Annotated in this window: 22 protein-coding genes and 1 tRNA gene; 14 read left to right on the top strand and 9 right to left on the bottom strand. The window is 65.3% G+C overall.

Annotation, left to right across the window (positions count from 1 at the left end):
- The 3 genes from AB0I15_RS18565 to AB0I15_RS18555 form a co-directional block, all read left to right on the top strand.
- Positions 1-791, top strand: a 791-nt coding sequence (locus AB0I15_RS18565; protein WP_358096416.1) for a WD40 repeat domain-containing protein, incomplete at its 5' end; no start/stop codon positions are given.
- Positions 792-1,960: 1,169 nt separating this feature from the next.
- Positions 1,961-3,025, top strand: coding sequence for a nucleoid-associated protein (locus AB0I15_RS18560; protein WP_358096413.1), 1,065 nt, complete (start codon positions 1,961-1,963; stop codon positions 3,023-3,025).
- A 2-nt stretch (positions 3,026-3,027) separates the two neighbouring features.
- Entirely contained in the window at positions 3,028-4,014 is a 987-nt protein-coding gene (locus tag AB0I15_RS18555) for a hypothetical protein (protein WP_358096410.1), read from the top strand.
- Between the two features lie 37 nt (positions 4,015-4,051).
- On the opposite strand, the gene AB0I15_RS18550 is transcribed toward AB0I15_RS18555, so the two are convergent.
- Positions 4,052-4,477 (bottom strand): hypothetical protein, encoded by a 426-nt coding sequence (locus AB0I15_RS18550; RefSeq protein WP_358096407.1) that lies wholly within the window; start codon positions 4,475-4,477, stop codon positions 4,052-4,054.
- Between the two features lie 320 nt (positions 4,478-4,797).
- Positions 4,798-6,087 carry a hypothetical protein gene (locus AB0I15_RS18545; RefSeq protein WP_358096404.1) on the bottom strand — a complete coding sequence of 430 codons (1,290 nt, stop codon included), beginning with the start codon at positions 6,085-6,087 and terminating at the stop codon, positions 4,798-4,800.
- A gap of 345 nt (positions 6,088-6,432) precedes the next feature.
- Between AB0I15_RS18545 and AB0I15_RS18540 the strand changes: the two genes are divergently transcribed.
- Together AB0I15_RS18540 and AB0I15_RS18535 are read left to right on the top strand one after the other, a co-directional pair.
- Positions 6,433-6,717: a hypothetical protein gene (locus tag AB0I15_RS18540; protein WP_358096401.1), complete on the top strand. Its 285-nt coding sequence runs from the start codon at positions 6,433-6,435 to the stop codon at positions 6,715-6,717.
- A 289-nt stretch (positions 6,718-7,006) separates the two neighbouring features.
- Positions 7,007-7,699 carry a GntR family transcriptional regulator gene (locus AB0I15_RS18535; RefSeq protein WP_358096398.1) on the top strand — a complete coding sequence of 231 codons (693 nt, stop codon included), beginning with the start codon at positions 7,007-7,009 and terminating at the stop codon, positions 7,697-7,699.
- Here AB0I15_RS18535 and AB0I15_RS18530 read toward each other — a convergent pair.
- On the bottom strand, positions 7,696-8,082 hold the full coding sequence (locus AB0I15_RS18530) for a hypothetical protein (protein WP_358096395.1): 387 nt from the start codon (positions 8,080-8,082) through the stop codon (positions 7,696-7,698). The two genes, AB0I15_RS18535 and AB0I15_RS18530, sit on opposite strands and share 4 nt — an antisense overlap.
- Before the next feature lie 165 nt (positions 8,083-8,247).
- Here AB0I15_RS18530 and AB0I15_RS18525 point away from each other — a divergent pair, with 165 nt between their 5' ends.
- From AB0I15_RS18525 to AB0I15_RS18490, 8 genes are all read left to right on the top strand, one after another.
- Positions 8,248-8,667, top strand: coding sequence for a plasmid replication, integration and excision activator (locus AB0I15_RS18525; RefSeq protein WP_358096392.1), 420 nt, complete (start codon positions 8,248-8,250; stop codon positions 8,665-8,667).
- Positions 8,667-8,933, top strand: a complete 267-nt coding sequence (locus AB0I15_RS18520; RefSeq protein ID WP_358096389.1) for a hypothetical protein — start codon at positions 8,667-8,669, stop codon at positions 8,931-8,933. Before AB0I15_RS18525 ends, AB0I15_RS18520 begins: the two co-directional genes overlap by 1 nt.
- Complete coding sequence (locus AB0I15_RS18515) at positions 8,930-9,244, top strand: hypothetical protein (protein WP_358096386.1); 315 nt, start codon at positions 8,930-8,932, stop codon at positions 9,242-9,244. The genes AB0I15_RS18520 and AB0I15_RS18515 overlap by 4 nt, the downstream gene beginning before the upstream one ends.
- A gap of 86 nt (positions 9,245-9,330) precedes the next feature.
- Positions 9,331-10,749: an FtsK/SpoIIIE domain-containing protein gene (locus AB0I15_RS18510; protein ID WP_358096383.1), complete on the top strand. Its 1,419-nt coding sequence runs from the start codon at positions 9,331-9,333 to the stop codon at positions 10,747-10,749.
- On the top strand, positions 10,746-10,901 hold the full coding sequence (locus AB0I15_RS18505; RefSeq protein ID WP_358096380.1) for a hypothetical protein: 156 nt from the start codon (positions 10,746-10,748) through the stop codon (positions 10,899-10,901). Before AB0I15_RS18510 ends, AB0I15_RS18505 begins: the two co-directional genes overlap by 4 nt.
- Positions 10,898-12,511, top strand: coding sequence for a replication initiator (locus AB0I15_RS18500; protein ID WP_358096377.1), 1,614 nt, complete (start codon positions 10,898-10,900; stop codon positions 12,509-12,511). Before AB0I15_RS18505 ends, AB0I15_RS18500 begins: the two co-directional genes overlap by 4 nt.
- Positions 12,508-12,699, top strand: coding sequence for a helix-turn-helix domain-containing protein (locus tag AB0I15_RS18495; RefSeq protein ID WP_358096374.1), 192 nt, complete (start codon positions 12,508-12,510; stop codon positions 12,697-12,699). Before AB0I15_RS18500 ends, AB0I15_RS18495 begins: the two co-directional genes overlap by 4 nt.
- Entirely contained in the window at positions 12,696-14,078 is a 1,383-nt protein-coding gene (locus AB0I15_RS18490; protein ID WP_358096371.1) for a tyrosine-type recombinase/integrase, read from the top strand. The genes AB0I15_RS18495 and AB0I15_RS18490 overlap by 4 nt, the downstream gene beginning before the upstream one ends.
- A gap of 248 nt (positions 14,079-14,326) precedes the next feature.
- On the opposite strand, the gene AB0I15_RS18485 is transcribed toward AB0I15_RS18490, so the two are convergent.
- Positions 14,327-14,408 (bottom strand) — tRNA-Tyr (locus AB0I15_RS18485).
- Positions 14,409-14,746: 338 nt separating this feature from the next.
- Here AB0I15_RS18485 and AB0I15_RS18480 point away from each other — a divergent pair.
- Positions 14,747-15,244: a YajQ family cyclic di-GMP-binding protein gene (locus AB0I15_RS18480; RefSeq protein WP_358096443.1), complete on the top strand. Its 498-nt coding sequence runs from the start codon at positions 14,747-14,749 to the stop codon at positions 15,242-15,244.
- A 170-nt stretch (positions 15,245-15,414) separates the two neighbouring features.
- On the opposite strand, the gene AB0I15_RS18475 is transcribed toward AB0I15_RS18480, so the two are convergent.
- From AB0I15_RS18475 to AB0I15_RS18455, 5 genes are all read right to left on the bottom strand, one after another.
- Positions 15,415-16,908: a hypothetical protein gene (locus AB0I15_RS18475; protein ID WP_358096368.1), complete on the bottom strand. Its 1,494-nt coding sequence runs from the start codon at positions 16,906-16,908 to the stop codon at positions 15,415-15,417.
- 8 nt (positions 16,909-16,916) lie between these two features.
- Positions 16,917-17,768, bottom strand: a complete 852-nt coding sequence (gene htpX / locus AB0I15_RS18470) for a zinc metalloprotease HtpX (RefSeq protein WP_358096365.1) — start codon at positions 17,766-17,768, stop codon at positions 16,917-16,919.
- Between the two features lie 116 nt (positions 17,769-17,884).
- On the bottom strand, positions 17,885-19,402 hold the full coding sequence (locus AB0I15_RS18465; RefSeq protein WP_358096362.1) for an NADH-quinone oxidoreductase subunit N: 1,518 nt from the start codon (positions 19,400-19,402) through the stop codon (positions 17,885-17,887).
- Complete coding sequence (locus AB0I15_RS18460) at positions 19,399-20,997, bottom strand: NADH-quinone oxidoreductase subunit M (protein ID WP_358096359.1); 1,599 nt, start codon at positions 20,995-20,997, stop codon at positions 19,399-19,401. Before AB0I15_RS18460 ends, AB0I15_RS18465 begins: the two co-directional genes overlap by 4 nt.
- The gene (locus AB0I15_RS18455) at positions 20,994-22,913 is read right to left on the bottom strand and encodes an NADH-quinone oxidoreductase subunit L (protein WP_358096356.1); all 1,920 of its coding nucleotides are present in this window, start codon (positions 22,911-22,913) and stop codon (positions 20,994-20,996) included. Before AB0I15_RS18455 ends, AB0I15_RS18460 begins: the two co-directional genes overlap by 4 nt.
- Positions 22,914-23,080: the final 167 nt, after the last annotated feature.

The following is a 23,080-nucleotide window of genomic DNA, read 5'->3' as shown; positions in this document are numbered from 1 at the left end:
CCACAGCCTGGGGACCACCCCTGGACAGCGGCGACGGCTTCGGAAGCGTTTGGTCGATGGTGTTCAGCCCGGACGGTAGGACGCTGGCCACCGGCAGCAACGACCGTACGATGCGGCTATGGAATGTTACGGACCCCGCGCACCCCACAGCCTGGGGACCACCCCTGGACAGCGGCGACGGCTTCGGAAGCGTTTGGTCGATGGTGTTCAGCCCGGACGGTAGGACGCTGGCCACCGGCGGCGACAGTCTCGTGCAGTTGTGGGATGTTACCGATCCCGCACGCCCTGCGGAGCTGGGGAAACCTCTAACCGGCTTCATCGCCGCGGTCTATTCGCTGGCGTTCAGCCCTGATAGTAAGACGCTGGCCGGCGGCAGTGCCGATGCCACGGTGCGGCTGTGGAATGTCGAGGACCGCGAGTACCCGGTGGCCTCGAGTCGGTTGACCGGCGCCACTCACGATGTCAATTCAGTAGCGTTCAGCCCCGATGGCAAGACGCTGGCCAGCGGCAACGATAACCAGACGGTGCGGCTGTGGAATGTCGAGGAACCCAAGCACCCGGTAGCCTTGGGCCAGTTGACTGGCCACACCGACGCCGTCACTTCGGTGGCGTTCAGCCATGATGGCAAGACGCTGGCCAGCGGCAGCGGCGACCGCACTGTGCGGCTATGGGGGCTCGAGATCGATCAAGCCATCCAGCGGATCTGCACTACCACCAGAAACACCCTCACACCTGAGGTGTGGCAGCAGTACGTTTCCATACCTTTCGAACCGCCCTGCCCAACCTCGTAGTGACCTGCCGACATCATGGCCCATCACACCGGTGATCACCGTGGACAGTCGGACACAACGCGAGAGGCCCGTCACCGCGTTTCCGCTGGTGACGGGCCTCTTCCCGCTGGTGTGGCAGGTGCAAGGTTCGAACTTGCGTAGGCTGAGCCGACGGTTTTACAGGGCGTCACCCGTTCTCATGCCCGACAGCCTCTGACCTGCGGTGCAACCGTCCGTAGAAGGGCCTACCGCAGAGATCATTCCGCGCATTCTCCGGATCATGGAAGACGGCATCTCTCCTGCTGGTTCGGGGCCTCGGCATGGAGTTGGACCGCAACGACCCTGCTCAGTGAGCCGTGCTGAGGAACGAAGCACGGATCGTCGATCGCCCCCAGCAATCTACGACGACCAACCATGCAGTGGCGATCGTAGGGCTGCATCTGTGCGGCGGCGTGGCAACCCCGGTCGGCGCGTTCGGCAACTACGGCGGGGCCGGCGCGCGGTGCCCGGCCCGGTGTCCCGCCGCCGTTCGGGACCGGCCCCCAGGCCGCACGCCCGGACGGCGGGCGGGCGGAGGGTCGGGGGTACGGCGGCGCGCCGCGCCGCCGCTTGATACCTGTAGGAGCAGTTCGGCAGCATGTCGCGTGTTCTCTGCGGCCTCACCGGCTCTGTATGCATGACCAGGTGGCATAGCCCTCTGCTGCTTCCGAGCCGTTCCGGTACTGGGTCCCGGCGTCCCCGTCAGCGGATGCATGCATGCATGCCAGAGACGCTGCGTGAAGTACGACAGCGCAACCCATTCTTGTGGCGGCACGATCCGTCTCAACCTCCGCAGTGCCTTCATCCGAGACCTCGGACCAGAACCGCAATAAGCGGATGGATGAATAGACGAACTGCGGTACGTCAGTCAAGATCTACTTTCCTCTGCTAGGACTTCGCCTCCAGCATCACGACTCGTCGACCGCCACTTTGTTCGAAATGTCTAGTCAACGATACAGGTACCACACATGCCTCTATCCTGACAACAATGTCTATGCAACACTCTGTATGCGTGGGAGTTCCAGACTCAAGGCCCCCTCAGCAGCGAGACGACGGAGTTGACTAGGCACTTCCGCATAGGAGCTTCCCCCAGCGCGCCTCGCTACTTCCTGTTCGCGAGGAAGTATTGGTCCGAAAGAAAGGGCAAGTGTATGCATTTAGCTTCGCTGCGTCTACGCGAGTTGATTCTCCATCAGATAGCAAGCGGCAGAGGAAATTCAGATCAGCCCCCATTGCTAAGCGAGGCTCCTACGCCTCTAGGCGATCTGGACCGGATCTGGCTTGAGGATCGACTCAAAAGGTCTCTCCGCCGTGCACGTCCAGTAGAAGAAGATCCGGAATTGCAGGGGGTACGAGCGATAATCCGCGATAATCTTGAAGGCCACCAATCAGCTCTTGTGAAGAACTCACAAGAGCTGGCCCGGAAATTGCAGGCAACCCAGCAAAAGATGAGCCCAGCAGGAATATTGCTCGTGGCCAACGCTGAACTGAGAAGTAGCACAAGCCTAATTATTGCGAAAGTGGAACTCGAGGAGGGCATTAGGGCTCGCGAGGATACTACCGAGAAAGGGGAAGCCACACTTGCCGTAGAGTATTTGCGGGACCTGCTCTTTACCTCAGCAGCCCGAGTATACAAAGTGGGAATCTTCCCGCAATCCGATATACACGGGGGCTTACTCCGCGGTTACGTTGCCGACACCCAATCTCGCGGCACCGTCGTCGCTCACTATTTCCTTGAAACGTATTTAGGATGCAAGTTTGTGGAGCGGTCTGAACTACTCACAGAAAGGTTCTCTGATGCAGCACAAACATGGATCAACCGAATTGACGACAGCGAAAAGAAGCTACGATACCAAGTAGCTCTAATTTCCGAACTGCAAAGCAATAAGCAAAGCTTATCGGTTGGACAGTTCGCGTACGATCATCTCGACGTTGATGACCGAGACGAGTTTAAATCTGAAATGCAAAAGTCTAACGTACCTGCTCGACAGTTCGAAAAGTCGCTCGATCTGGTGAAAGGTAAGATTAAGAAGGTGAAAATAGAAACTCAGAGCGATGTATGGGTGGTGGCATCACCTGAAGCAATGCACAATGGAACAGTAAGCATCGAAACTACGCCGGAAGGTCAGTCCGAGGTGCGGGTGCTTGATCGCGTGAAGCGAGTTTCGGGTACCGGTCCATTCTCGCATTCCGAGCCAGTCAACTCGGAGGATTGAGAATGGATCTTGGAGAAGCACTCAAAAAATACCAAGAGCTTTTCCCCATATATGAAAGAGGCGCGAAAGACATAGCTCGATTAGTTGAGAGGGTTGCCGCGAACTATGGAATTACATGTCGCACAAGCAGCCGCGCTAAAAAACTTTCTAGTTTCCGAACAAAGGCGATCTTGAAGGGTTACGACGACCCTTGGGTCAAGATTACAGATAAGGCTGGCGTAAGGGTAGTTGTCGAAAACCCACGACAAGTAGACGGTCTCGTTGACGCACTCCAAGCTACCGATCTTATTCACGTTTTAGACGTGGATGATAAGCGGCACACAATAACCCCAGGAAAGCTGGGATACAGTGGCGTTCATTTGCAAGTTGCAGCTCCCAGCGAAGAACACGACACGCCCAGGATCGATTGTGAGATACAGATACGTACTATAGCGCAAGATGCTTGGTCCGTCATATCTCACAGCTTACTATACAAGGGCCATGTTGAGTTGCCCGCCAAGCAGAAGCACGCAATATATAGGCTTGCTGCGCTGGTGGAGCTCTTTGATGAAGAAGTACAACGCGTTATGGATGAGGTGCCTCATCTCCCTGGATACGAAGTCGTGGAACTGATCGAGGCGGCTGAAAGCGAATATCTGGGCCTTACTCATGCGCCTTCAAATCGAGAATTTTCTGCTCATATCCTAAGCCAGATCCAAGATGCGTTTAGTACGGAAGAGCGACCAACGTATGCAAGAACGCTCAACAAATATGTCGGTACTCATCGAGAGGAACTTGCTTTGCTCTATGCCGATCGTGGGCCCGACAGCGCGATGGCTTCCCTACCGAACTATGCACTGTTCAGCCAAGCCGAGAGCTTGGTCCTCCTTGAGCGCCTTTCTTACTGCCCATACAAGCTCATCCACACATGGGATGCTGCAGGCCTCCCGCGTGATATGTTAGAGCCTCTTATTGATGCTGCTGGGGTAGATTCGTACTATCCTGAATGAAGCGCTTTGATAAGCTGGTGATCTCAAACGTGCAGTTTTAGCTTAGCTCCAGATCTTTTCGCAGAGCGTCAATAATCGGCGCCAGCGGTATCGGACCCGACTTGCGACGCTCCATAGAATCCGCGCGAGCTCTCATCTCGTCTTCCAGATCTAGCACCGCTTGAATTGTGGCGGGTGACGCGACCAATCGCAGTTCTGCATTATATTCGCCTAGCAGATCTAATTCTGCATCTAGGCGTGACTCAATATCGGTAGTCGTGTGAGACGTGGATTCCTTAAGTAGGCGCTGTATGCGTCGCGCCTGCGCAATTGTGCGGCCATACAAGATTCTGCGATCAGCGCGGCTTTGTCGCGCTTCTTCATTACGCCGATTCTTTTCAGTGACGATCATTGTAATTATCTGTTGCAGAGCCACACCTGAGAGTGCAAAGGTTCCAGCCAGGATAGCTTCGCTCATGGCCATGTCTACACTATGACATGCACATCGCACTTGACTCAATTCCCTTTGCAGACGCCTTTAGGTTTAATCTTATCCGTATTCATCGAAACTGCAGGTCCGTATTCGTACTCGTTATTAGGCGATCAAGGCGAGCTGCCACATCGCTGCAACGTAGCAGGAAACAGGATGGCCCAGGCTGACAGCTATCTCGACTCAACACGGGAAGCCATGTACCGCGATCGGTAGCAGGCGCTACGTGAGATGTTGCAAGACACAGGGATCCTGAGCCAGGCTGGAAGAGTCTGTGCGGTGAACACAGGTGGCGCAGCGTACAACTCTCAAACCTAGTCGAGAAGATCTGTACGGCGGTTCGCGAGGGCTCGCCGTGCAGTCACAAAGCGTTCGTGAAATTCCGCGGCGAGTGCTTCTCGGCGGTAGCGCTGCTGTAGCACGCGATCGAGGTCACTGGCGCGATTGACCAAGTCGCTGAGCGACCTGCGTTCAATGTCGAAGGCTGTCATGCCATGGTCCACGGCAGTATCAAGATCGCCACGCCGAGCGTGGACGATGCCTAGATCTATGTGTGCGTCGGCGACTCTCATGGGCGCGTTGGAGGTGCCGTCCGGGCGGGTGTGCATGTCTATGGTTTCGCGGGCGTGTTCTTCGGCGCGGGCGTCGTCTGCAAGCCAGGTGTAACAGGTGGCGGCATAGAAGACCCACTTGGCGTGGTCAAAGACGAAATGGTGGTCGGGTCGATCAGGAATGGGCAGGCGACTGAGAACTTCGGCTCCGTGTGTGAGGGCGCGGTCGGCTTCGCGGCGGTCTCCGATGCGGGCCAGGCCGCGGGCTTCTTGGAGGGTGAGTTGGACCATGGCGCTGCTCATGCCGGCTACGGCTTGGCCCATGCGCGCGGCGGTGACGACGTCTTCGTATCGACCTTCGACGAGGGCGAACCAGGCTGACATTTCGTGTGCCCAGCCCATGAGTTCGCCGTGTCCGACCTGGCGGCCCATTTCGAAGGCGGCGCGTCGGGCCGTTTCGGCCTCTTCCCTCTCGCCCAGGTCGTAGTGGACGCAGCCCAGCAGGGCGGTTAGCCAGCCGGTGATCACGAGCAGTTCCCGGTGCTGGTCCAAGGTGAGGCGGCCGGCGAGCAGGTGGTTGATCTGCGCCAGGCGCTTTTGCGTTCGGTCTCGTAGGGTGCGCGCGGGTACTACGGGGTAGGCGCGGCACAGGAGATCGACGGCCTCGGCAAGGGCTTCCAGGGTGCCGGTTCCGACGTCGGATGCCTGGAGTTGCTGGGCGAGTTCCATGGTCCCGTATAGGTCGGCCTCGGCTCTCAGGGCATCAGCAGGGATGACATGAGCCTCGATGAGGCGGCTTTCGTTCTGCCGCCCTTGGAAGAATCCGAGATCTTCCGGTGCCTTCCCGGTCAACTGGGTCAGCGCGAGTCGGTATTCGGTGCGCGGCCACTTGACTTCGCCTGCTTCCCAGCGCCGGATTCGTTCCTCATCGCAGGTCAGCCTTTGCGCGAGTCCGATGGGAGTGGCATTGATCTTTTCGGCCATCTGGGCGCGGTTGAGCTTTTCCTGGTTGCGCCAGGCGCGGAGGCGAACGTTTGGGATGTAGTCGGGCATCTTCGGGTCTTCCTCCCGGCTGGGGGCTCGAAAGGGGAAATGAGGGGGCCGTTCAGGGGTCCTGCTCAGACGCGGTTGCCGGTGGACTTGTCATCAAGCAACCACGGTACGTCACGCGGCCTCCCGCCACAGGGAACGCCGGATGAACGAGGAGATGGCGACGGTGATCCGGCCAGACGAGACAAGCAAGACGTCGCCCTGCCCCGGCTGCCGGGGACGCGGGATCAAGCTGCGCGACTCGCGCCGTGCGCTCCTCATCGGCGACAGCGATGGAGATCAGAGCCCTAGTGAGGAGCGGGAGTGTCTCGACTGCCTCGGAGGCGGCCAGGCCGAAGGGAACGGGAAATGAACTCGATCATGCAGGCGGTGGCCAACGGCTTCCCGTCGAACGCGGAAGAGGGCGACATGCTCGTCCGGCTGCGCGACCAGCTCACGAAACTCGGCGTCAACGCCGAGCTGCGGGACAACAACACCGCGCTCATGGTGCACAAGCGTGAGCCGGGGATGCCGGTGTGGGTGTTCGTCGGGTTCGGCGGGGCCTACTACTCCTGGCAGACCGCCGAGCAGCGGCACCCCACCCGCGATCCGGAGGGTGCGGCGAAGCTCCTGGCTGAGTACACCGCCAGGTGATGACCGGCGCAGCGAGACGAGCGCGTTCCCTGTCGGAGGGGGTAGGGACGCCGCCGCCTTGTCTCGTCGCGCCTCCCGGCAGGCAGTTGCAGTGGTGGCCCCCGCGGCGACCTTCCCCCGCCCGGCCACTGCGCTGCCTGCCGGATTCTCTGTGTACGGCTCCCGCTTGTCACAACAACGTGGACAGGTTGCGGATCGCCAGATACTCTCAAACTTGGTAAAACAACCTGTCGGCTGTTGGACGGTCAAGATGTCGCTAGAGTCCGTGCCGCCTAAGTATGCGCAGCTTGTGCAGACTCTCCAGAGGCGCATCGAGGCGGGAGACTACCCACCGGGCACGCTCCTCCCCAGCGAGAACCAGCTCATTCAAGAGTTCAGCGTCTCCCGTCCCACCGTGGTCGCCGCCCTGCGCGTGCTGCGTGAGCAGGGCTGGATCGAGTCCCAGCAGGGCAAGGGGCGCTTCGTGCGCGGCCGTCCGGCCATGGCCTCCGTTGAACAGAAGCGCCCCGGACAGGCGTACCTGACCAAACCCGAGGCCGACACCACCGGCGAGGTTGTCGAAGTAGGCGCTGTGGGCGCCCCGAACCGGGTGGGCGTGCTGCTCAATGTGCAGCCCAAGAGCAAGGTGTTCGTCCGCCGGCGACTCATGGTGCGCGAGGGCGAGCCGACCGAGTTGGTGTCGCTCTGGCTGCCGTTGGATCTCTCCGAAGGCACGGATCTCACCAGCGGTGAACCGTTGCGGCAGGGATTCCGGGAGCATCTCCAGGCACGCAAGGGTGTCCGGTTCGATCACATCGTCGAGCAGATCACCGCGCGCATGCCCTCGGCTGACGAGGCCAAGCAACTGGCCATGCCCAAGAACACCCCGCTCCTGGCCGTCTTCGGCGCCGTCCGCGACGCCGCTGGCCGGCCTCTTGCCGTCGTCGAGGTCTTGTTGCCCGCCGACCGGCATGAGCTAGAGGACGCCTACCCCGTCTCCTAGCAGCCGGGCACTTCCAGCGCCCTCTCCGGAGGTGCCGTGCAGATCGCGTGATCCTCCACGTAGACGTGATTGGTGCGCTCTCCGGGCATGGTGGAGATGCCAAGGATCGCCAGGCCGAGCACGATGAGTCCGTAGACCCAGGTGCCCGCCCTATTGTGCAGCCGGATGGCGACCACAAGGCCAACAGCGGGTGCGCCGACCCCGAGCGCAATCGCCGCATAGACCAGCGCCTGGGCAAGGTCGCCGTTTCTCGATGGGGCTCCCGCGAAGGCCAAGCCGTAATAGAGGGCCGCGTACCCCAGGGACAGCGTGCCGAAGAACCAGACGATGCCAAGCAAAGCGAGTCCCGTGCCACCTCGCGAACGACCGCGTTCCGGCTCCATGAGTTGCAAGTATTCGTCCCGGATTGTCCGGGAAGCGGCACGGCAACTTCACGATCTCGCAGCGAAATTCCTCCTAGGCACTTGACCTAGCAAGTTTAAGCTGCCTAATCTCAGAGCATCACTTGATAGGTTAAGTGCCTGTCAGTCAAGAGAGGAACAAGCCTTATGGCTCTGCAAGGTCCCATCCCCGTCACCTTCGCCATGGTCTTCCCGCACGGCTGCTACATCGTCGGCGAGGTCGAGCCCGTCAAGGACTTCGATGCCTCGTCCAACGGTCGCTTCGTGCAGGCCCGCGACAAGCAGACCGCAGAGCTGGTCTGGCAGGTCGCGGTCATGGACGGTGACCCGACCCTCAAGCCCGCCCAGAAGACGGTCGCGGTCAAGATCCTCGCGCCGGTTCAGCCGGTGCCCCCTCAGCCCATGCCGGGGCTGCCGTTCACACCCGTCCAGTTCGACGGCATCACGGTCACGCCGTACGTCAACGCCGCAGGCCGTCTCGCCTTCTCGATCAAGGTCCAGGAGATGCACGCTCCCCGCCAGACCACCCAGCCCGCTCAGGCCAAGGCCGGAAAGGACGCCGCCTGATGACCCGACGCCGCACCCCGCGTAACAGCGTGATCCGGCTGACCACCGGAAACGCCGCCCGCACGCTCAACCACCCGTTCACCCGCCGTGAGCCCGTCCTGGCGCTCGACTTCGGCGCCACCTCCGTCCTGGTCACCACCAGCGGACCGGTGACGGCGGATGACCTGGAGTTCGCGCGCCAACTCGCCCGCGAGGCCCACCGCTTCGCCCGCTCCGTGGAGCGCAGCTTCTACGGCCTGCCCGACGGACGCGGGGTGGCGGCGTGAGCGAACACCGGCCCTACACCTACGTCACCTTGTCCATGCGACCCGACTGCGACCCGCACGTCGGTGTCTCCTTCCACACGCCGCGCCTGCAGATCCGCGCCGGACTGCTGGTCAGCAACCCGCGCCCGTACCTGGAGTTCGCCTCCCACGAGGCCAACGTGCACATCTCCACCACCGGGGCTGGGCCGGTCACTGACGCGGACCTGGACATCGCCCGGGAGATCTTCAACGCCGCCGCTCGCTACCTGGCCGACTGCGAACTGCTGCACGCCGAAGAGTCGGCCCAGGACGCCACCGACACGGCGGCCTGACACGAAGCGGGGCCGCTGGAAGCGGCAACTTCCGGCGGCCCCTCGGTTCTCCCACGACTTGCTCAATCACGAGAGGTACCCAGCTTATGTTCAAGCGGCTGCCTGGCGACGAGGCGCGCAACCTCGTCTCCACCACGCCCGATACGGCCATCGTCTTCCGCCCGGCCGTACTCAAGACTCCCGCCCTCGTCACCTTCCTCGTCTATGGCTGGCGCTTCCTGTCAGCCCTCGTCCGCACGACGTGGCGGCATCCGGTCGCGGTCGCCGTGCCGGTCGCACTCGGCGTCGTCTGGACCTGGTACGGCTGGCCTGCTGCCGCCTCCACGCTCGGCTTCGTCGTGCTCTCGCTGCTCGCTTGGGCCTTCACTGAGCCCGACTCCTTCTCCCACCTCGTCGGCTTCCGACTGCTGGCCTGGTGGCGGCTGATGTCGGTCTACCGGCGTCACTGGCACGGCGTCATGGACGTCTCCGGCCTGGCCAAGCGCGTCAACGGCCGCGTCTACATGCCGCGTCTGATCCGCGTCGCCTGCGATGACTGGGCCGACCGCATCACCGTCCGGATGCTCGCCGGTCAGGCGGTCAAGGACTGGTCCGACCGCATCGACAACCTCGCCCAAGGCTTCGGCGTCACCTCATGCCGGGTCGCGCTCGTCAAGGGTGGCCGACTACTGCTGACCTTCCCGCGAAGCGATCCACTGGCCGCGCCCATACCCGCTCTGCCCATCCCGGACGAGCCATCGGTCGGACCGGTCGAGATCGGCAAACAGGAGGACGGCCGACCACTCCGGCTCAAGGTGCACGGCACCCATGTCCTGATCGCGGGCGCGACCGGAGCAGGCAAGGGCTCCTTTCTCTGGGATACCATCCGCGGCTTGCTCCCTGCGATGCGGGCGGGCCTGGCCGAAGTCTGGGCGCTCGACCCCAAGCTGATGGAGCTGTCCTTCGGGCGAGAGCTGTTCCAAGGCCGCTACGCCGCCGACCCGGCCGAGTGCGCCGACCTCCTCGACGAGGCCGTCAGCGTCATGCAGAAGCGCGCGGCACGCTTCGCCGGACTCCAGCGCTCCCACGTCCCGACGATCGAGGACCCGTTCGTCCTGGTACTCGTCGACGAGGTGGCGTTCCTGACCGCCTACCAACCCGACCGACAGCTCCGCCAACGCATCTCCGCCGCCCTGGCCACCCTCGCCACCCAAGGCCGCTCGGTCGGCGTCGGCGTGATGGCGGCTCTCCAGGACCCGCGCAAGGAGGTCATGAACATCCGCAACCTGTTCCCCGACAAGATCGCCCTACGGCTCGACGAATCAGAGCAAGTGGACATGGTCCTCGGCGACGGCGCACGCGATCGAGGCGCACTCGCCGACTACATCTCACCCGTCCCGGAACTGGGCGCAGGCGTCGCCTACATGCGGCTGGAGACCTCACCCGAACCCATCCGAGTACGCGCCGCCTACGTCTCCGACACCGACATCCGCGCCATGGTCGCCTACCACGGGCAGGCTGCATGACACTCGCCCACTTCCTCGACGGCCTTCGCTGCGCCACCTGCCACACCCTGAACGTTCTCCGGCTCGACCCCGTCCGCGCCCTGGTCGAGTGCTCCGAGTGCGGCCAGACCGCGCTCATCCTCACCGACACCGACGAAGGGAGGACCGCATGACCCATGCGCACGACCGCGCCCTACCCCGAGCCGTCCGACAGGCCATGCCGATGGCCCGAGACGTGCTCGTAGAAGTCGCCAAGCTCCACGGCGTCTGCATCCGTCCCATCCCGCTCAAGCGCCTCGACATCGTTACCGGCAAGTCCGAGATCATCGACGTACCGTGCGGGGCCACCCTCGACAGCAAGTGCCCGCCGTGCGCCAAGCGCAACAAGCAGCTCCGCAAGGCCCAATGCCGCGAAGGCTGGCACCTCGACGCCGAACCCGCCATCACGCCCGACGAGGCCAACGAGGAACAGCGCTGGCTGGTCGAGTTCCGCGCCGACTACCAAGCTCAGCGCGACGCCGCCGAGAAGGCCGGCGACGACACCACCGAACTGGACGCGATCATCACCGGCCTGGACGAGGAGATCAACGCCGCAGGCATGCGCGGCAACGTCCTGGGCCGTACGACCGCCAAGCGCTCCCGCTCGACCAAGCGGCGACAGGACGCACCCGACCTGCCCAAGCGCAAGATGACCAACACCACCCTTGGACGCACCTTCCAAGGCACGGACGGCAAGACCTACCGGCCGTCCCTGTTCGTCACGCTCACCTTGCCCTCGTACGGCAAGGTTCGCGACGGCGCACCCATCGATCCTGACGCCTACGACTATCGCCGCGCAGCACGGGACGCGCTGCACTTCTCCAAGCTGGCTGATCGTTTCGTGCAGAACCTGCGCCGCGTCGCGGGCTATGACGTGCAGTACTTCGCCTCTGTGGAGCCTCAGAAGCGGCTCGCGCCGCACCTGCACATGGCCATTCGTGGAACGCTCCCACGTGCGGAGATCAAGCAGATCGCCGCCGCGACCTATCACCAGGTCTGGTGGCCACGTGCTGATGAAGTGGTCTTCGAGGGCGAGCACATGCCCGTCTGGCAGGACGGCACCGGCTACCTCAACCCGGCAACCGGCGAGGTCCTGCCCACCTGGGGCCAAGCCCTCGACACCCTCGACGAGGACGCTGAGCCGCTCCACGTCATCCGCTTCGGCGAACAAGTCGATGCCCAAGGCGTACTCGCTGGCACCCCGGACGCCGACCAGTGCATCCGCTACCTGTCCAAGTACCTCACCAAATCCATTGGCGACGCCCTCGACGTCGGCCAGGCCCAGCAACAACACGCGGCCCGCATGCTGGATGCCCTTCGTTACGAACCCTGCTCGCCCACCTGCCCGAACTGGCTGCGCTACGGCATCCAGCCCAAGGACGCCAAGCCCGGCATGCACCCTGGCCGCTGCCGGGGCAAGGCCCACAAGCCGGAACACCTCGGCTACGCCGGGCGCCGCATCCTCGTCTCCCGCAAGTGGTCCAACAAGACCCTCGCCGAACACAAGCAGGACCGCCGCACCTGGGTCCTGGAAGCCCTCGGCCACACCGACGAACCCACCGACCCACACCGCTACATCTGGCGCCCCGTCCCGGCCGGAGACGCCAACGTGCCACCTCTCGCTGTTCGCCTTCTTCGATCCGTCCACGAACGCCAACGCTGGCGTGCCCACCTCCGCGAACTGGAAGCCAGAGCAGTCGGACAAGACCTTTCGGCAATCGAGGACACGGGGAGGCCCGCATGACCATGCACGACGAGTTGCTGACCGTCCGCCAGGTCCTTCAGGAACTCGGCGGAGTCTCCCGCCGCACCTTCTACCGCTGGCGCGAGATTGGCAAGGCACCGGACGGCATCCGCCTGCCCAACGGCGAACTGCGCATCTACCGCAGCGAGCTCAACGTCTGGCTGGAGTCCTTGAGGGAGGTCGCGTGAACGCCTCCTACGACGTGAAGTTCTGGGACATCCGCCCGAACAAGTCCACCAAGCCCGGCGAGAACCGCAAGACGATCTCCTACACCGTGCGCTGGACCGTGGCAGCGCGGGAGAAGTCCAAGACCTTCCGCACGTCGGCACAGGCGAAGAACTGGCTATCCGACCTACGCCAGGCCGCCAAGAAGGGCGAACTGTTCGACCTGGAGACGGGCCTCCCACAGTCGATGCTCAAGGCCAAGGAAGCCCGCACCGTCTACGACTTCGTCAGGGCCTACATCGACATGAAGTGGCCACACGCGGCGGCCAAGACCCGCGACAGCATCTCTGACGGACTCGCCACGGTCCTGCCCGCCCTCACGAAGGACCGCCCTGGCCGTCCGGACGCCGAGACCCTGCGAACGGCTCTGCGCAAGTACGCCCTCCTGCCTGAGGCCAAGCGCCCTGATGTGCCGCTGGAGAGCAAGCAGGCGCTGCGGTGGCTGGAGGCTGCCTCACTCGACCTGACCGATCTGAACGAGACCAAGACGGTCCGCCTGGCACTCGACGCCCTCGCCCTCCGCCTCGACGGCAAGGCCGCGAGCGCCAACACGATCCGCCGCAAGCGCGCCGTTCTGCATGCCGTCCTGGAGTACGCGGTAGAGCTGGAGGAGTTGCCCGCCAACCCGGTGCACAAGGTCAAGTGGAAGCCGCCCAAAACCACGGAGACGGTGGATCCGCGGGTCGTGGTGAATCCCCGCCAGGCTGAAGCACTGCTGACCGCAGTGGCCTCCGTAGGCGGGCGAGGTCGCGGGCGTCGGCTCCATGCCATGTTCGCCTGCATGTACTACGCCGCTCTCCGTCCCGGCGAGACCGTCGCGCTCAGGAAGCAGGATTGCCATCTTCCGGCAACTGGCTGGGGCCGCCTCCTCGTCGATGTCTCTCGCCCGGAGGTCAACGTCAAGTGGACCGACACCGGCGACGCCCATGAAGAACGCGGGCTCAAGCACCGAGGCCGCGACGACGTTCGCCCCGTGCCCATCCCGCCCAAGCTGGTCAAGATTCTTCGGCAACACATCGACGAGTTCGGCGTCGCGGAGGATGGCCGGCTGTTCCGCAGCGAGCGCGGCAAAGTCGTGGCCTCGACCGCGTACACCGAGGTCTGGCAGGACGCCCGCGCCCTAGCGCTCACCCCCGCCCAGGTCGCCTCTCCCCTGGCTCGCAGACCGTACGACCTGAGACACGCCGCCGTCTCCCTCTGGCTCAACGTGGGCGTACCAGCCCCCGACGTAGCCGAACGGGCCGGACACGGCGTGGACGTGCTCCTCAGGGTCTACGCCAAATGCCTCGATGGCCAACAGGAGATCGCCAACAAGCGGATTGAGGACGCCCTAGCCGCATGATCATCCAGCACCACCCAGAAGGGTCCCGGAACGCCACCGGGACCCTTCGCCGTTCCCAATACGTTCCCACGAGCGCGCGATCCGCAGATGTTCCGGATCAAGGCCCCCGACCAGGGGAAACGCCCCATGATCCATTCCGGGCATATTCCGGGACCTGCGACAACGGCCCGCTCACGGCGGCATCCGGCTGCACACCCCGGAAAAGCAGAAGAGGCCCCGGAGGGCCTCTGAGCTGCGCTAACTGCGTGTGGCAGGTGCAAGGTTCGAACTTGCGTAGGCTGAGCCGACGGTTTTACAGACCGCTCCCTTTGGCCACTCGGGCAACCTGCCGTGCCATCCGCTCTCGCGGCGACAGACAGAAGAATAGCGGACTTCCGAGGTGTACGTGACACCGGTTTGTCCCGAGCCGGATCTCGGCGTGGTGCAGTGCCGAAACGGGCGGGGGTCCGGGGCTGGGTGGCGGTGGGTGGGGGTGGGAAGGGGCCAGGGGAGGGGTTGTGGGTGGGGGGAGGGGGAAACGGGGCAAAGGTGATCATCTGCGTACACAGGGCGGCAAGGGGTTGGGGTCCTGCACGGCGGGCCGATGCTGGCTAGGCTCGTTCGCTGGGTCCGCGCGTTTCGTGTATGCCGGGAAGTGGGATCCGTTCAGTGCTTTCGCAGTTGAGAGGATGGGTGTTTTGGCTGATTCGTCTTTCGACATCGTCAGCAAGATCGACCGGCAAGAGGTCGACAACGCTCTGAACCAGACGGTCAAGGAGATCGGGCACCGGTTCGACTTCAAGGGGACCGGGGCGAGCATCGGCTGGACCGGACAGGCAATCGAGATCAAGGCGAACAGTGAGGAGCGGGCAGGTGCCGCGCTCGACGTGTTCAAGGAGAAGGTGGTCAAGCGGGGTCTCTCGCTGAAGATCCTCGATGCGGGCGAGCCCAAGCTGTCGGGCAAGGAATACCGCATGCTGGTCAGCCTGAAGGAGGGCATCGACCAGGAGAACGCGAAGAAGATCTCCAAGATGATCCGGGACGAAGGGCCCAAGGGGGTCAAGGCGCAGATTCAGGGTGAAGAGCTCCGGGTCAGCTCCAAGAAGAAGGATGACCTGCAGGACATCATCTCCATGCTCAAGGGCAAGGACCTGGACATTGCCCTGCAGTTCGTGAACTACCGCTAACCAGGCATGGAACCGTACGGATCCGGCCCGGGCTGGATCGTGGAAGGGATATCCGGGGCACACGGCCGGGCGCGCCCGTTCGTGTGTTCGCGAGGGCGATGTGAGCTTTGTCGTTGTCGTGTGCCCCGGATCATCGCTTCGTAGGCCTCCCTACGCGGGCGATCGAGGGGTTACTGCGGGCGGAGGATGCGGGTGGCGCCGGCTATGAGGGCCGTGGCGAGGATCCAGCCGCAGACGATCAGTCCGTACGCGAGCCACTGCGTCCACCCCAGCGGGTCGAAAAGCTCTCGTTGCCCGAATGCGGGGATGGGGAGCAGTAGGTCGAAGGAATAGGCGAACGAGTTGAAATCGGGGCTCTCGGTGGGCTTGAGCGCTCTTGGAGGGTTGAGGGCGAAGACGACCGTTCCCAGCGCGAGCAGCAACGTGAACCACAGGCCTGCGAGCCAGGGGCGGTAGCCGTAGCCGACCGCGAGGTCGAGCAGCCTCCCCCAGACGCGGCCACCGAGTCCTTGGGTCTGCCTTCTGGCGCGGAGCTTGGCGAGCTGGGTACGGCGGGCGAGGACGTCGTTGCCGTCGCGGAGGTACCAGGCGGCCAGTTGCTCGTACGGTTGCGGCCGGAAACCCTCCGGATCGCGGGTGACCCAGTCGATGCGCTCGGGTACGCCGGAGCCGCGTAAGCGGTCGTAGGTCAGGCCGTTCAGGCGGAGTTTCTCCGGCCAGGTGTCCGGACGGTCGTGCAGGGTGCCCAATGTCGTATGGGCGAGGGTGACGACACCTGCGATGGGTTCGGCCGGTTTGAGGTAGAGCTCGCGGACCTCCATGTGGCTCATGTGGAGCGCGTAGCGGGTGTCGGGGCTGCGGACGATTCCGTCGATGGAGAGGGTTCCGCTGATACGGGCGCCTCGTAGGCGTAAGCAGCCTGATGCCTGGAATCCGTTGGTGCAGCGCATGGTGTCTTCGACGGCCATGTTCTCGGCGTTGAGTGCTTGTTTGCCGGGGTTGTGGAGGGTCGTGCCTTCCAGGAAGAATCCGGCGTTCAGGCGGGCGCCGAGCAGGCTGATTCCGCCGGTGAAGTGGGCGTTGCTCATGTACGTGCCGGAGTCCACGACGATCGTGTTGGCGTAGAGGGCCCAGTTTTCGTCGTTGTCGGCCGTCACCTTGGTGCCGCCGAGCCACAGGCCGCTCTCGAACTGGGCGCGGCTCAGGCGTACGGTGCCGGTGATGGTCGAGCCGGACAGGCTGAGATGGCCCGCCACGTGCATGCCGCTGCCGCTGAACCCCGGGAGGTGGCAGTCGGTCAGGCGGATGGTGCGGGTCGTGGAGCCGGTGAGGCGGATGGGTTCGTCCAGATGGCAGCCGCTGAGGATGAGTTCGTGCGAGATCGTGCCGCCGAGGATGAGCAGGCGGCCGGTGATCCGGGCGCCGCGCAGGCGTACGGAGGGGACCGAGCCGGCGTTCACGTCGCGGGCGCCGAGCAGGAGTGAGGCGATCACCTCGGCCCTGATCGAGCGCTCCGGCCCCCAGGTGTCGCCGTCCGTGGGCGCGTTCGCGCCGGCCTGGCGGCTGGTGCCGATCTCGAACGAGCCCAATTCGACCATCTCGCCCGTCGGGAAGGCGTTCCAGAGCTTGCGCTCGGCCTCGGTCAACCGCGGAGATCTGCCCATTCCGGCGCTCAACGACGGTAGCCGGCCATGCGCTCGAGCCGGGCGACCCGCTCGGACGTCGGCGGGTGGGTGGAGAACAGGCGGCCGAAGCCGGAGCCGCTGAACGGGTTCGCGATCATCATGTGCGAGGCCGAGGTGAGGCGGCTGTTCTCGGGGAGCGGAAGCCTGCGGGCGCCCATCTCGATCTTGCGGAGCGCCGAGGCGAGGGCGAGCGGGTCGCCGGTTAGCCGGGCGCCCGATTCGTCGGCCTGGAACTCCCGTGTGCGGGAGATCGCCATCTGCACCATTCCGGCCGCCACGGGGCCGAGCACCATCATCAGCAGCGCGCCCAGGAAGCCGGGGCCCTCGTCATCGTCCGAACCGCCGAAGAACACGGCAACGTAGCTGACCCAGGTGATCATCGTGGCCAGCGCACCGGCGACCGAGGAGATGAGAATGTCCCGGTTGTACACGTGTGACAGCTCGTGCCCGATCACGCCGCGCAGCTCGGCCTCGTCGAGCAGCCTGGTCAGCCCGTACGTGACGCAGACCGCGGCCTGGCGGGGGCTGCGGCCGGTCGCGAACGCGTTCGGCTGCACCGTCGGCGAGATGTAGAGACGGGGCATCGGCTGGCGGGCCTCGGTGGAGAGCTCGCGGACTATCCGGTAGAGCGTCGGCTGTTCGACCTCGCTGACGGGCCTGGCCCGCATGGCGGACAGCGCGATGCGATCGGAGAAGAAGTAGGCGACGCCATTGCTCGCCAGGGCGAGCACGAGCGCGATCTGCATACCGGTGCCGCCGCCCAACCACGCGCCCACCGCGACAATCAGCGCAGACAGCCCGCCGAGCAGAACGGCGGTGCGCAGACCGTTGTGGTGCAAGGCTCCCCCTCTCGTGGCCTGGGTTCACCTCGTCCAACGTTGATGACCCGGTCCATCGTTCCCCGCCGTGCTCAGCTGAGGGCGGAGCGCGACTTACCGGCGCTACTCTGCCCGGTTCAGCCGGAGAAAGAGGTCATATCCAGAACGAGCTGCGGGGCGATCGAGAACAGCACGGCCACCGCCGTGGCCAGGCCGATCGCGATCCAGGTCGAGGGGCGCGGGCGCGGTGCCGTCCCGGCGGCCGGCGTGAAGAGCCGGGCCGTCCAGACGACGTAGTAGTAGAGGCCGATCACCGTGTTGACGGCCATGACCAGCGCCAGCCAGCCCCAGCCGGCTTCGACGATCTCGCGGAAGACGAAGACCTTGGCGAAGAGCCCGGCGAGGCCCGGAGGCAGGCCGGCCAGGCAGACCAGGCAGAACGCGAGCGCGATGCCCGCCGCCGGGCTCCGGAACGCCAGGCCGCGATAGTCGTCGAGCTCGTTGCGCTCCGCGATTCTGGACACGAGCATGACCACCGCGAACGCGCCGAGGTTCATGGCGGCGTAGATGATCAGGTACGCCATCGACGCGCTGACCGCCGCCGCCATGCTGCCCGCCACCGCCAAGGGGGCCAGGATGTAGCCGGACTGCGCCACCGAGGACCAGGCCAGCAGGCGTACGGCAGAGCGCTGCCGCATGGCGAGCAGGTTGCCCACGGTCATGGTCAGCGCGGCGAGGATGCCCACGATCGGGGCCCAGGTCGCGGCCTGCCCGGCCAGGGCGGCGACCAGGATGAGGATCAGCCCGGCGAACCCGGCCGCCTTGGAGATGACCGAGAGCAGGGCGGCCACGGGTATGGGGGCGCCCTGGTAGACGTCGGCGGCCCACGCGTGGAAGGGCACCGCGGCGATCTTGAAGGCGAAGCCGGCCACGACGAGGACCACGCCTACGGTGACCACGGCGGGCAGGTCTTGGCCGGTCGCCGCCGTCAAGGCCAGCCCGGGGGCGGGTGCCTGGCCGCTCAGCACCGCCGCCAGGCGTGACAGGAAGACCGTCCCCGCGATGCCGTACAGGAGTGACACGCCGAAGAGCATGATCGCCGTGGAGACCACCGAGACGACGAAGAGCTTGACGGCCGCCTCCGACGAGCGGCCGTCGTAGCGTTTCAGCGCGGTCAGGGCGAAGACCGGGAGCGAGACCAGCTCGAGCGCCACCACCAGCATGATCAGGTCGCGGGAGGCGGGCAGGGTGACGGCGCCGACGAGGGTGCACAGGAGCAGGAAATACCACTCCCCTACGGGGATGCCGCCGCCCGCCAACTCGGTCATCGACATCAGGACGACCACGACGGCCGCGACGAGCACCATGCCCGCGAACACCAGCGTGAACCTGTCCACCACGTAGGAGCACAGTTGGCGGGTCGGGTCGAGGTGCGGCGGGACGCAGAACGTGGACCGAGGTCTGCCGCCCTGCGTGGCCGCCTGGGCGACGAGGAAGCCCAGGGAGATCGCCATGCCTGCGAGGGTGACGGCGCCCAGGACGGTCTTGGTGTGAGGGCGGGCGGGGAGGAAGGCGTCGAGCAGCAGCACCAGGCCCGCGACCAGGGCCAGCGCCAGCGGGGGCGCGATCAGGAAATAGTCGATCTGCTGGATCATGAGAGGGCTCCCAGCAGGGCTTGCACGGGCGGTGTGGTGAGCGAGAGGAGAAGGCCCGGCCAGAGGCCGAAGAGCAGGATGAGGACGATCAGAGGGGTCCAGGCGAGCAGTTCGCGCCTTCTGACGTCGGTCGGCGGCTCGTGCGGGCGGGGCGGGGCCAGGGTCGTGGTGGTGGTCGTGGCTGTGGCTGTGACTGTGACTGTGACTTCGTGGGGGGTTTCGCCGCCGCCGGGCGGGGTGGTCGCCGTGGGGGCCTGGGGGCGGCCGTGGGTGACGCGGGACAGCATGACCAGGAAGTAGGCGGCCGTCAGGACCGCGCCCAGCCCTCCGATCACCATGTACGTGAGGAACAGCCCGCGCGGCAGCCCGTCCGCCGGCTGGTACGCCCCGAGCAGCGCCAGCATCTCGCCCCAGAAACCGGCCAGCCCCGGCAGCCCGAGCGAGGCGATGGAGGCGAACGTCAGCAACGAGCCCAGCCGGGGCAACGTGGCGAGCAGGCCGCCGCCGAGCGAGGGCATGTCGGCGGTGTGGTAGCGGTCCTTGATCCCTCCGGCCAGGAAGAACAGCAGGCCGGTGATCAGGCCGTGGGCCACGTTCGCGAAGAGGGCGCCGTTGATGCCGACGGGGGTCAGGGTGGCGAAGCCGAGCAGGACGAAGCCCATGTGGCCGACGGACGAGTAGGCGATCATGCGTTTGAGGTCGCGCTGGGCCAGGCAGGCCAGGGCGCCGTACACGATGCCCACCACGGCGAACGCGCCCAGCCACGGCGCCACCGCCACCGCGCCCTCGGGCAGGACGGGGATGGCGATCCTGGCGAAACCGTAGGTGCCCATCTTCAGCAGCACCCCGGCGAGCAGCACGGAGCCCACGGTGGGTGCCTCCGTGTGGGCGTCGGGGAGCCAGGTGTGCAGGGGCCACATGGGGGTCTTCACGGCCAGACCGATGCCGATCGCCACGAACGCCAGGATCTGCACCGACTTGGGCATTCCGGCGCCGTGGGCCGCGCTCAGCGCCTCGATGTCGAGGGTGCCGGTCTGGGCCCAGACGAGCAGCAGGCCGAGCAGCATCACGACCGAGCCGAGCAGCGTGTACAGGATGAACTTGATCGACGCCGCCCTGCGCCCCTCGCCGCCCCAGATGCCGATCAGGAAGTACATCGGGATGAGGACGATCTCGAAGAACACGAAGAAGAGGAGAAGGTCGAGGGCGAGGAAGGTGCCGATCATGCCCACTTCGAGCACGAGCAGCGTGAACACGAGCGCCCGCGCCCTGGGATTCGGTTTGGACAGGTAGACGAAGCACAGGAACGTCAGCAGGGCCGTCAGCGCGATCAGCGGCAGTGAGATCCCGTCGACGCCGAGGTGGAAGCGCAGCCCCAGCCCGGGGATCCACGGCTGGTCGACCTCGAACTGCACGCGCGCCGGGCCGCCGTAGTCGAACGTCGCCACCATCAGCAGGCTCAGCGCCAGCGTGAGGCCGGAAAGGATCAGTCCGTACGGCCGCAGCAGGGGGCGGAGCGTGTGCGGGGCGAGGAGGAGCAGGAGCGCGCCGAGCAGTGGCACGGCGAGCAGTGCGACGGGAAGCCAGCCCATCATGCGAACACCACCGCCCCGATCACGATCAACAGGACGCCGGCCAGCAAACCGCTCACGTAGAGCTGGACGTTACCGTTCTGGGCCAGGCGTAGCACTCCGGACAATCCGCGCGCCGACCTGCCCGAGCCGCGGACCGCGCCGTCCACGACCACGTCGTCCGTCCTCACCACGAGCCTGCCCAGGGCCAGCACCGGGCGTACGAAGAGGGTGGCGTACAGCTCGTCCACGTAGAACGCCCGCTCACATGGTGCTCTCAGCGGGCCCAGGAGGCGGGCCGGGTCGGCGACGGGGTCGAGGCGCCAGAACGCGTAGACCGCGCCGGCGCCCAGCAGCGCGAGCACCACGCTGATCGCCGCCACACCGAGGTCGAGGTGCGGTTCGCCGACGAAGCCCAGGAGAAGGGCGGGGGCGGCGAGCAGGACGACGGGGACGAGCATCGTGCGGGGGGCCTCGCGGACGTCCACGACGTGGGCGGTGCCGGGTTCCGGTTCGGGGAGCGCCACGACTCTCGCCTCGCCGAAGAACGTGCGGAGCCAGGCTCTGGTGGCGTAGGCGCCGGTGACGGCCACGGTCGCGAGGGCGCAGCCGTACAGGAGGAACGCGGCCGCGTCCGTCAGGCCGCCGGTGGACAGCGCCTCGTCCATCGCCAGCAGGAGACCGTCTTTGCTGAAGAAGCCGCTGGCCGGGGGGATGCCCATCAGGGCGGCGAACCCGATCGTCATCGTGACGAACGTGACCGGCAGCTCGCGGCGCAGACCGCCCATCTGGGTCATCAGGTTGGAGCCGACGTGGTGGATCACCACGCCCGCACAGAGGAACAGCAGTGCCTTGAACGCGCCGTGCGTCACCAGGTGGAAGATCGCCGCCGTGTCGGAGCCCGCGGCCAGGCCGCCGGCCATGTAGGCGAGCTGACTGACCGTGGAGTAGGCGAGCACGCGTTTCAGGTCGTCCTGCGCGAGTGCGGCCAGGGCGGCGCCCAGCATGCCGAGCGCGGCCATGACGGCCAGGACGTCGAGCGTGGGCTGTGCGCCGAGGAACGCCGGGAAGAGCCTGGCCACGATGAAGATGCCGGCGGCGACCATGGTGGCGGCGTGGATCAGGGCGCTGATGGGCGTCGGGCCGGCCATGGCGTCGGGAAGCCAGGTGTGCAGGGGCACCTGCGCGCTCTTGCCCGCCACGCCGGCCAGCAGGAGCATCGTGGCCGTCACCAGGGTGGCGGGCGACATCTCCGACACCTTGGCCAGCACGTCGGCGATGCGGAAACTGTCGGCGGCCATGCCCAGGACGAAGATGCCGAAGAGGAAGCCGACGTCGCCGAGGCGGGTGACGAGGAACGCCTTGATCGCCGCGCGGGAGTTGTCCCGGTCTTCCCACCAGTGGCCGATGAGGAGGTAGGAGCAGAGGCCCATGATCTCCCAGCCCACGTAGAGGACCAGGAGGTCGCCCGCGTAGACGACCAGGAGCATGGCGCTGGTGAACAGGCTGATGAACGCGCTGTAGGAGGGGTAGCGCGGGTCGCCTCTGAGGTAGCCGACCGAATAGACCTGTACGGCCAAGGCCACCAGGGTCACCAGGACGCCGAGGATCGCGGACAGGTCGTCGGCCTGGAGGGTGAGCGAGATCGGGATGCCGCCGGTGACGATCGAGCCGTAGGTCTGGCCTGTGGGGGGTGGTGATGTCGTGGTGGCGGTGAAGTAGGCGAGACCGCGGTCCCAGGCGAGCCAGGTGGCCAGGATCGCCGAGGCCGCGGTGGGGAGGATCGCCATCCAGGCTGCCCGGGTGTTCGGCTGGGTGCCTGGGGTGGAGGTCCCTGTTGGGTGCTTTTCTGGTCGTTTGTGTGGCCAGCGGGAGAGGAGCAGGCCCGCGAAGGCGGCGGCGAAGGGGAGGAGGACGGTCAGCAGCGGGAAGGTCGTCATCGGGTGCCACCTCGCCTGACGGGCTGCTCGTCCTCTTGGCCGTCTTGGGTCTCTGCTGAAGGTGCCGGCTGGCCTGGGCGTTCTGGGTGGCTGTGGTGCTGGTCGTTCGGCTGGGCGGAGGTGGGGAGGTCTTCGGGCCGGTCGGCACGGCTTCGGCGGAGCGGGCT

Source organism: Nonomuraea sp. NPDC050643, from assembly GCF_040654715.1.
In the GTDB taxonomy this organism is placed as follows: Bacteria; Actinomycetota; Actinomycetes; order Streptosporangiales; family Streptosporangiaceae; genus Nonomuraea.
This window is presented reverse-complemented; position numbering and strand designations above follow the sequence as displayed.

What these genes read in the sequence shown, in the direction of transcription:
- AB0I15_RS18520 (WP_358096389.1), top strand. Translation starts at nt 8,667, where the DNA reads ATGACCCGACGCCGCACCCCGCGTAACAGCGTGATCCGGCTGACCACC.
- AB0I15_RS18475 (WP_358096368.1), bottom strand. Translation starts at nt 16,908, where the DNA reads ATGGGCAGATCTCCGCGGTTGACCGAGGCCGAGCGCAAGCTCTGGAAC.
- AB0I15_RS18465 (WP_358096362.1), bottom strand. Translation starts at nt 19,402, where the DNA reads ATGATCCAGCAGATCGACTATTTCCTGATCGCGCCCCCGCTGGCGCTG.
- AB0I15_RS18525 (WP_358096392.1), top strand. Translation starts at nt 8,248, where the DNA reads ATGGCTCTGCAAGGTCCCATCCCCGTCACCTTCGCCATGGTCTTCCCG.
- AB0I15_RS18505 (WP_358096380.1), top strand. Translation starts at nt 10,746, where the DNA reads ATGACACTCGCCCACTTCCTCGACGGCCTTCGCTGCGCCACCTGCCAC.
- AB0I15_RS18500 (WP_358096377.1), top strand. Translation starts at nt 10,898, where the DNA reads ATGACCCATGCGCACGACCGCGCCCTACCCCGAGCCGTCCGACAGGCC.
- AB0I15_RS18460 (WP_358096359.1), bottom strand. Translation starts at nt 20,997, where the DNA reads ATGATGGGCTGGCTTCCCGTCGCACTGCTCGCCGTGCCACTGCTCGGC.
- AB0I15_RS18555 (WP_358096410.1), top strand. Translation starts at nt 3,028, where the DNA reads ATGGATCTTGGAGAAGCACTCAAAAAATACCAAGAGCTTTTCCCCATA.
- AB0I15_RS18495 (WP_358096374.1), top strand. Translation starts at nt 12,508, where the DNA reads ATGACCATGCACGACGAGTTGCTGACCGTCCGCCAGGTCCTTCAGGAA.
- AB0I15_RS18530 (WP_358096395.1), bottom strand. Translation starts at nt 8,082, where the DNA reads ATGGAGCCGGAACGCGGTCGTTCGCGAGGTGGCACGGGACTCGCTTTG.
- AB0I15_RS18545 (WP_358096404.1), bottom strand. Translation starts at nt 6,087, where the DNA reads ATGCCCGACTACATCCCAAACGTTCGCCTCCGCGCCTGGCGCAACCAG.
- AB0I15_RS18480 (WP_358096443.1), top strand. Translation starts at nt 14,747, where the DNA reads ATGGGTGTTTTGGCTGATTCGTCTTTCGACATCGTCAGCAAGATCGAC.
- AB0I15_RS18455 (WP_358096356.1), bottom strand. Translation starts at nt 22,913, where the DNA reads ATGACGACCTTCCCGCTGCTGACCGTCCTCCTCCCCTTCGCCGCCGCC.
- AB0I15_RS18560 (WP_358096413.1), top strand. Translation starts at nt 1,961, where the DNA reads ATGCATTTAGCTTCGCTGCGTCTACGCGAGTTGATTCTCCATCAGATA.
- AB0I15_RS18550 (WP_358096407.1), bottom strand. Translation starts at nt 4,477, where the DNA reads ATGGCCATGAGCGAAGCTATCCTGGCTGGAACCTTTGCACTCTCAGGT.
- AB0I15_RS18540 (WP_358096401.1), top strand. Translation starts at nt 6,433, where the DNA reads ATGAACTCGATCATGCAGGCGGTGGCCAACGGCTTCCCGTCGAACGCG.
- AB0I15_RS18510 (WP_358096383.1), top strand. Translation starts at nt 9,331, where the DNA reads ATGTTCAAGCGGCTGCCTGGCGACGAGGCGCGCAACCTCGTCTCCACC.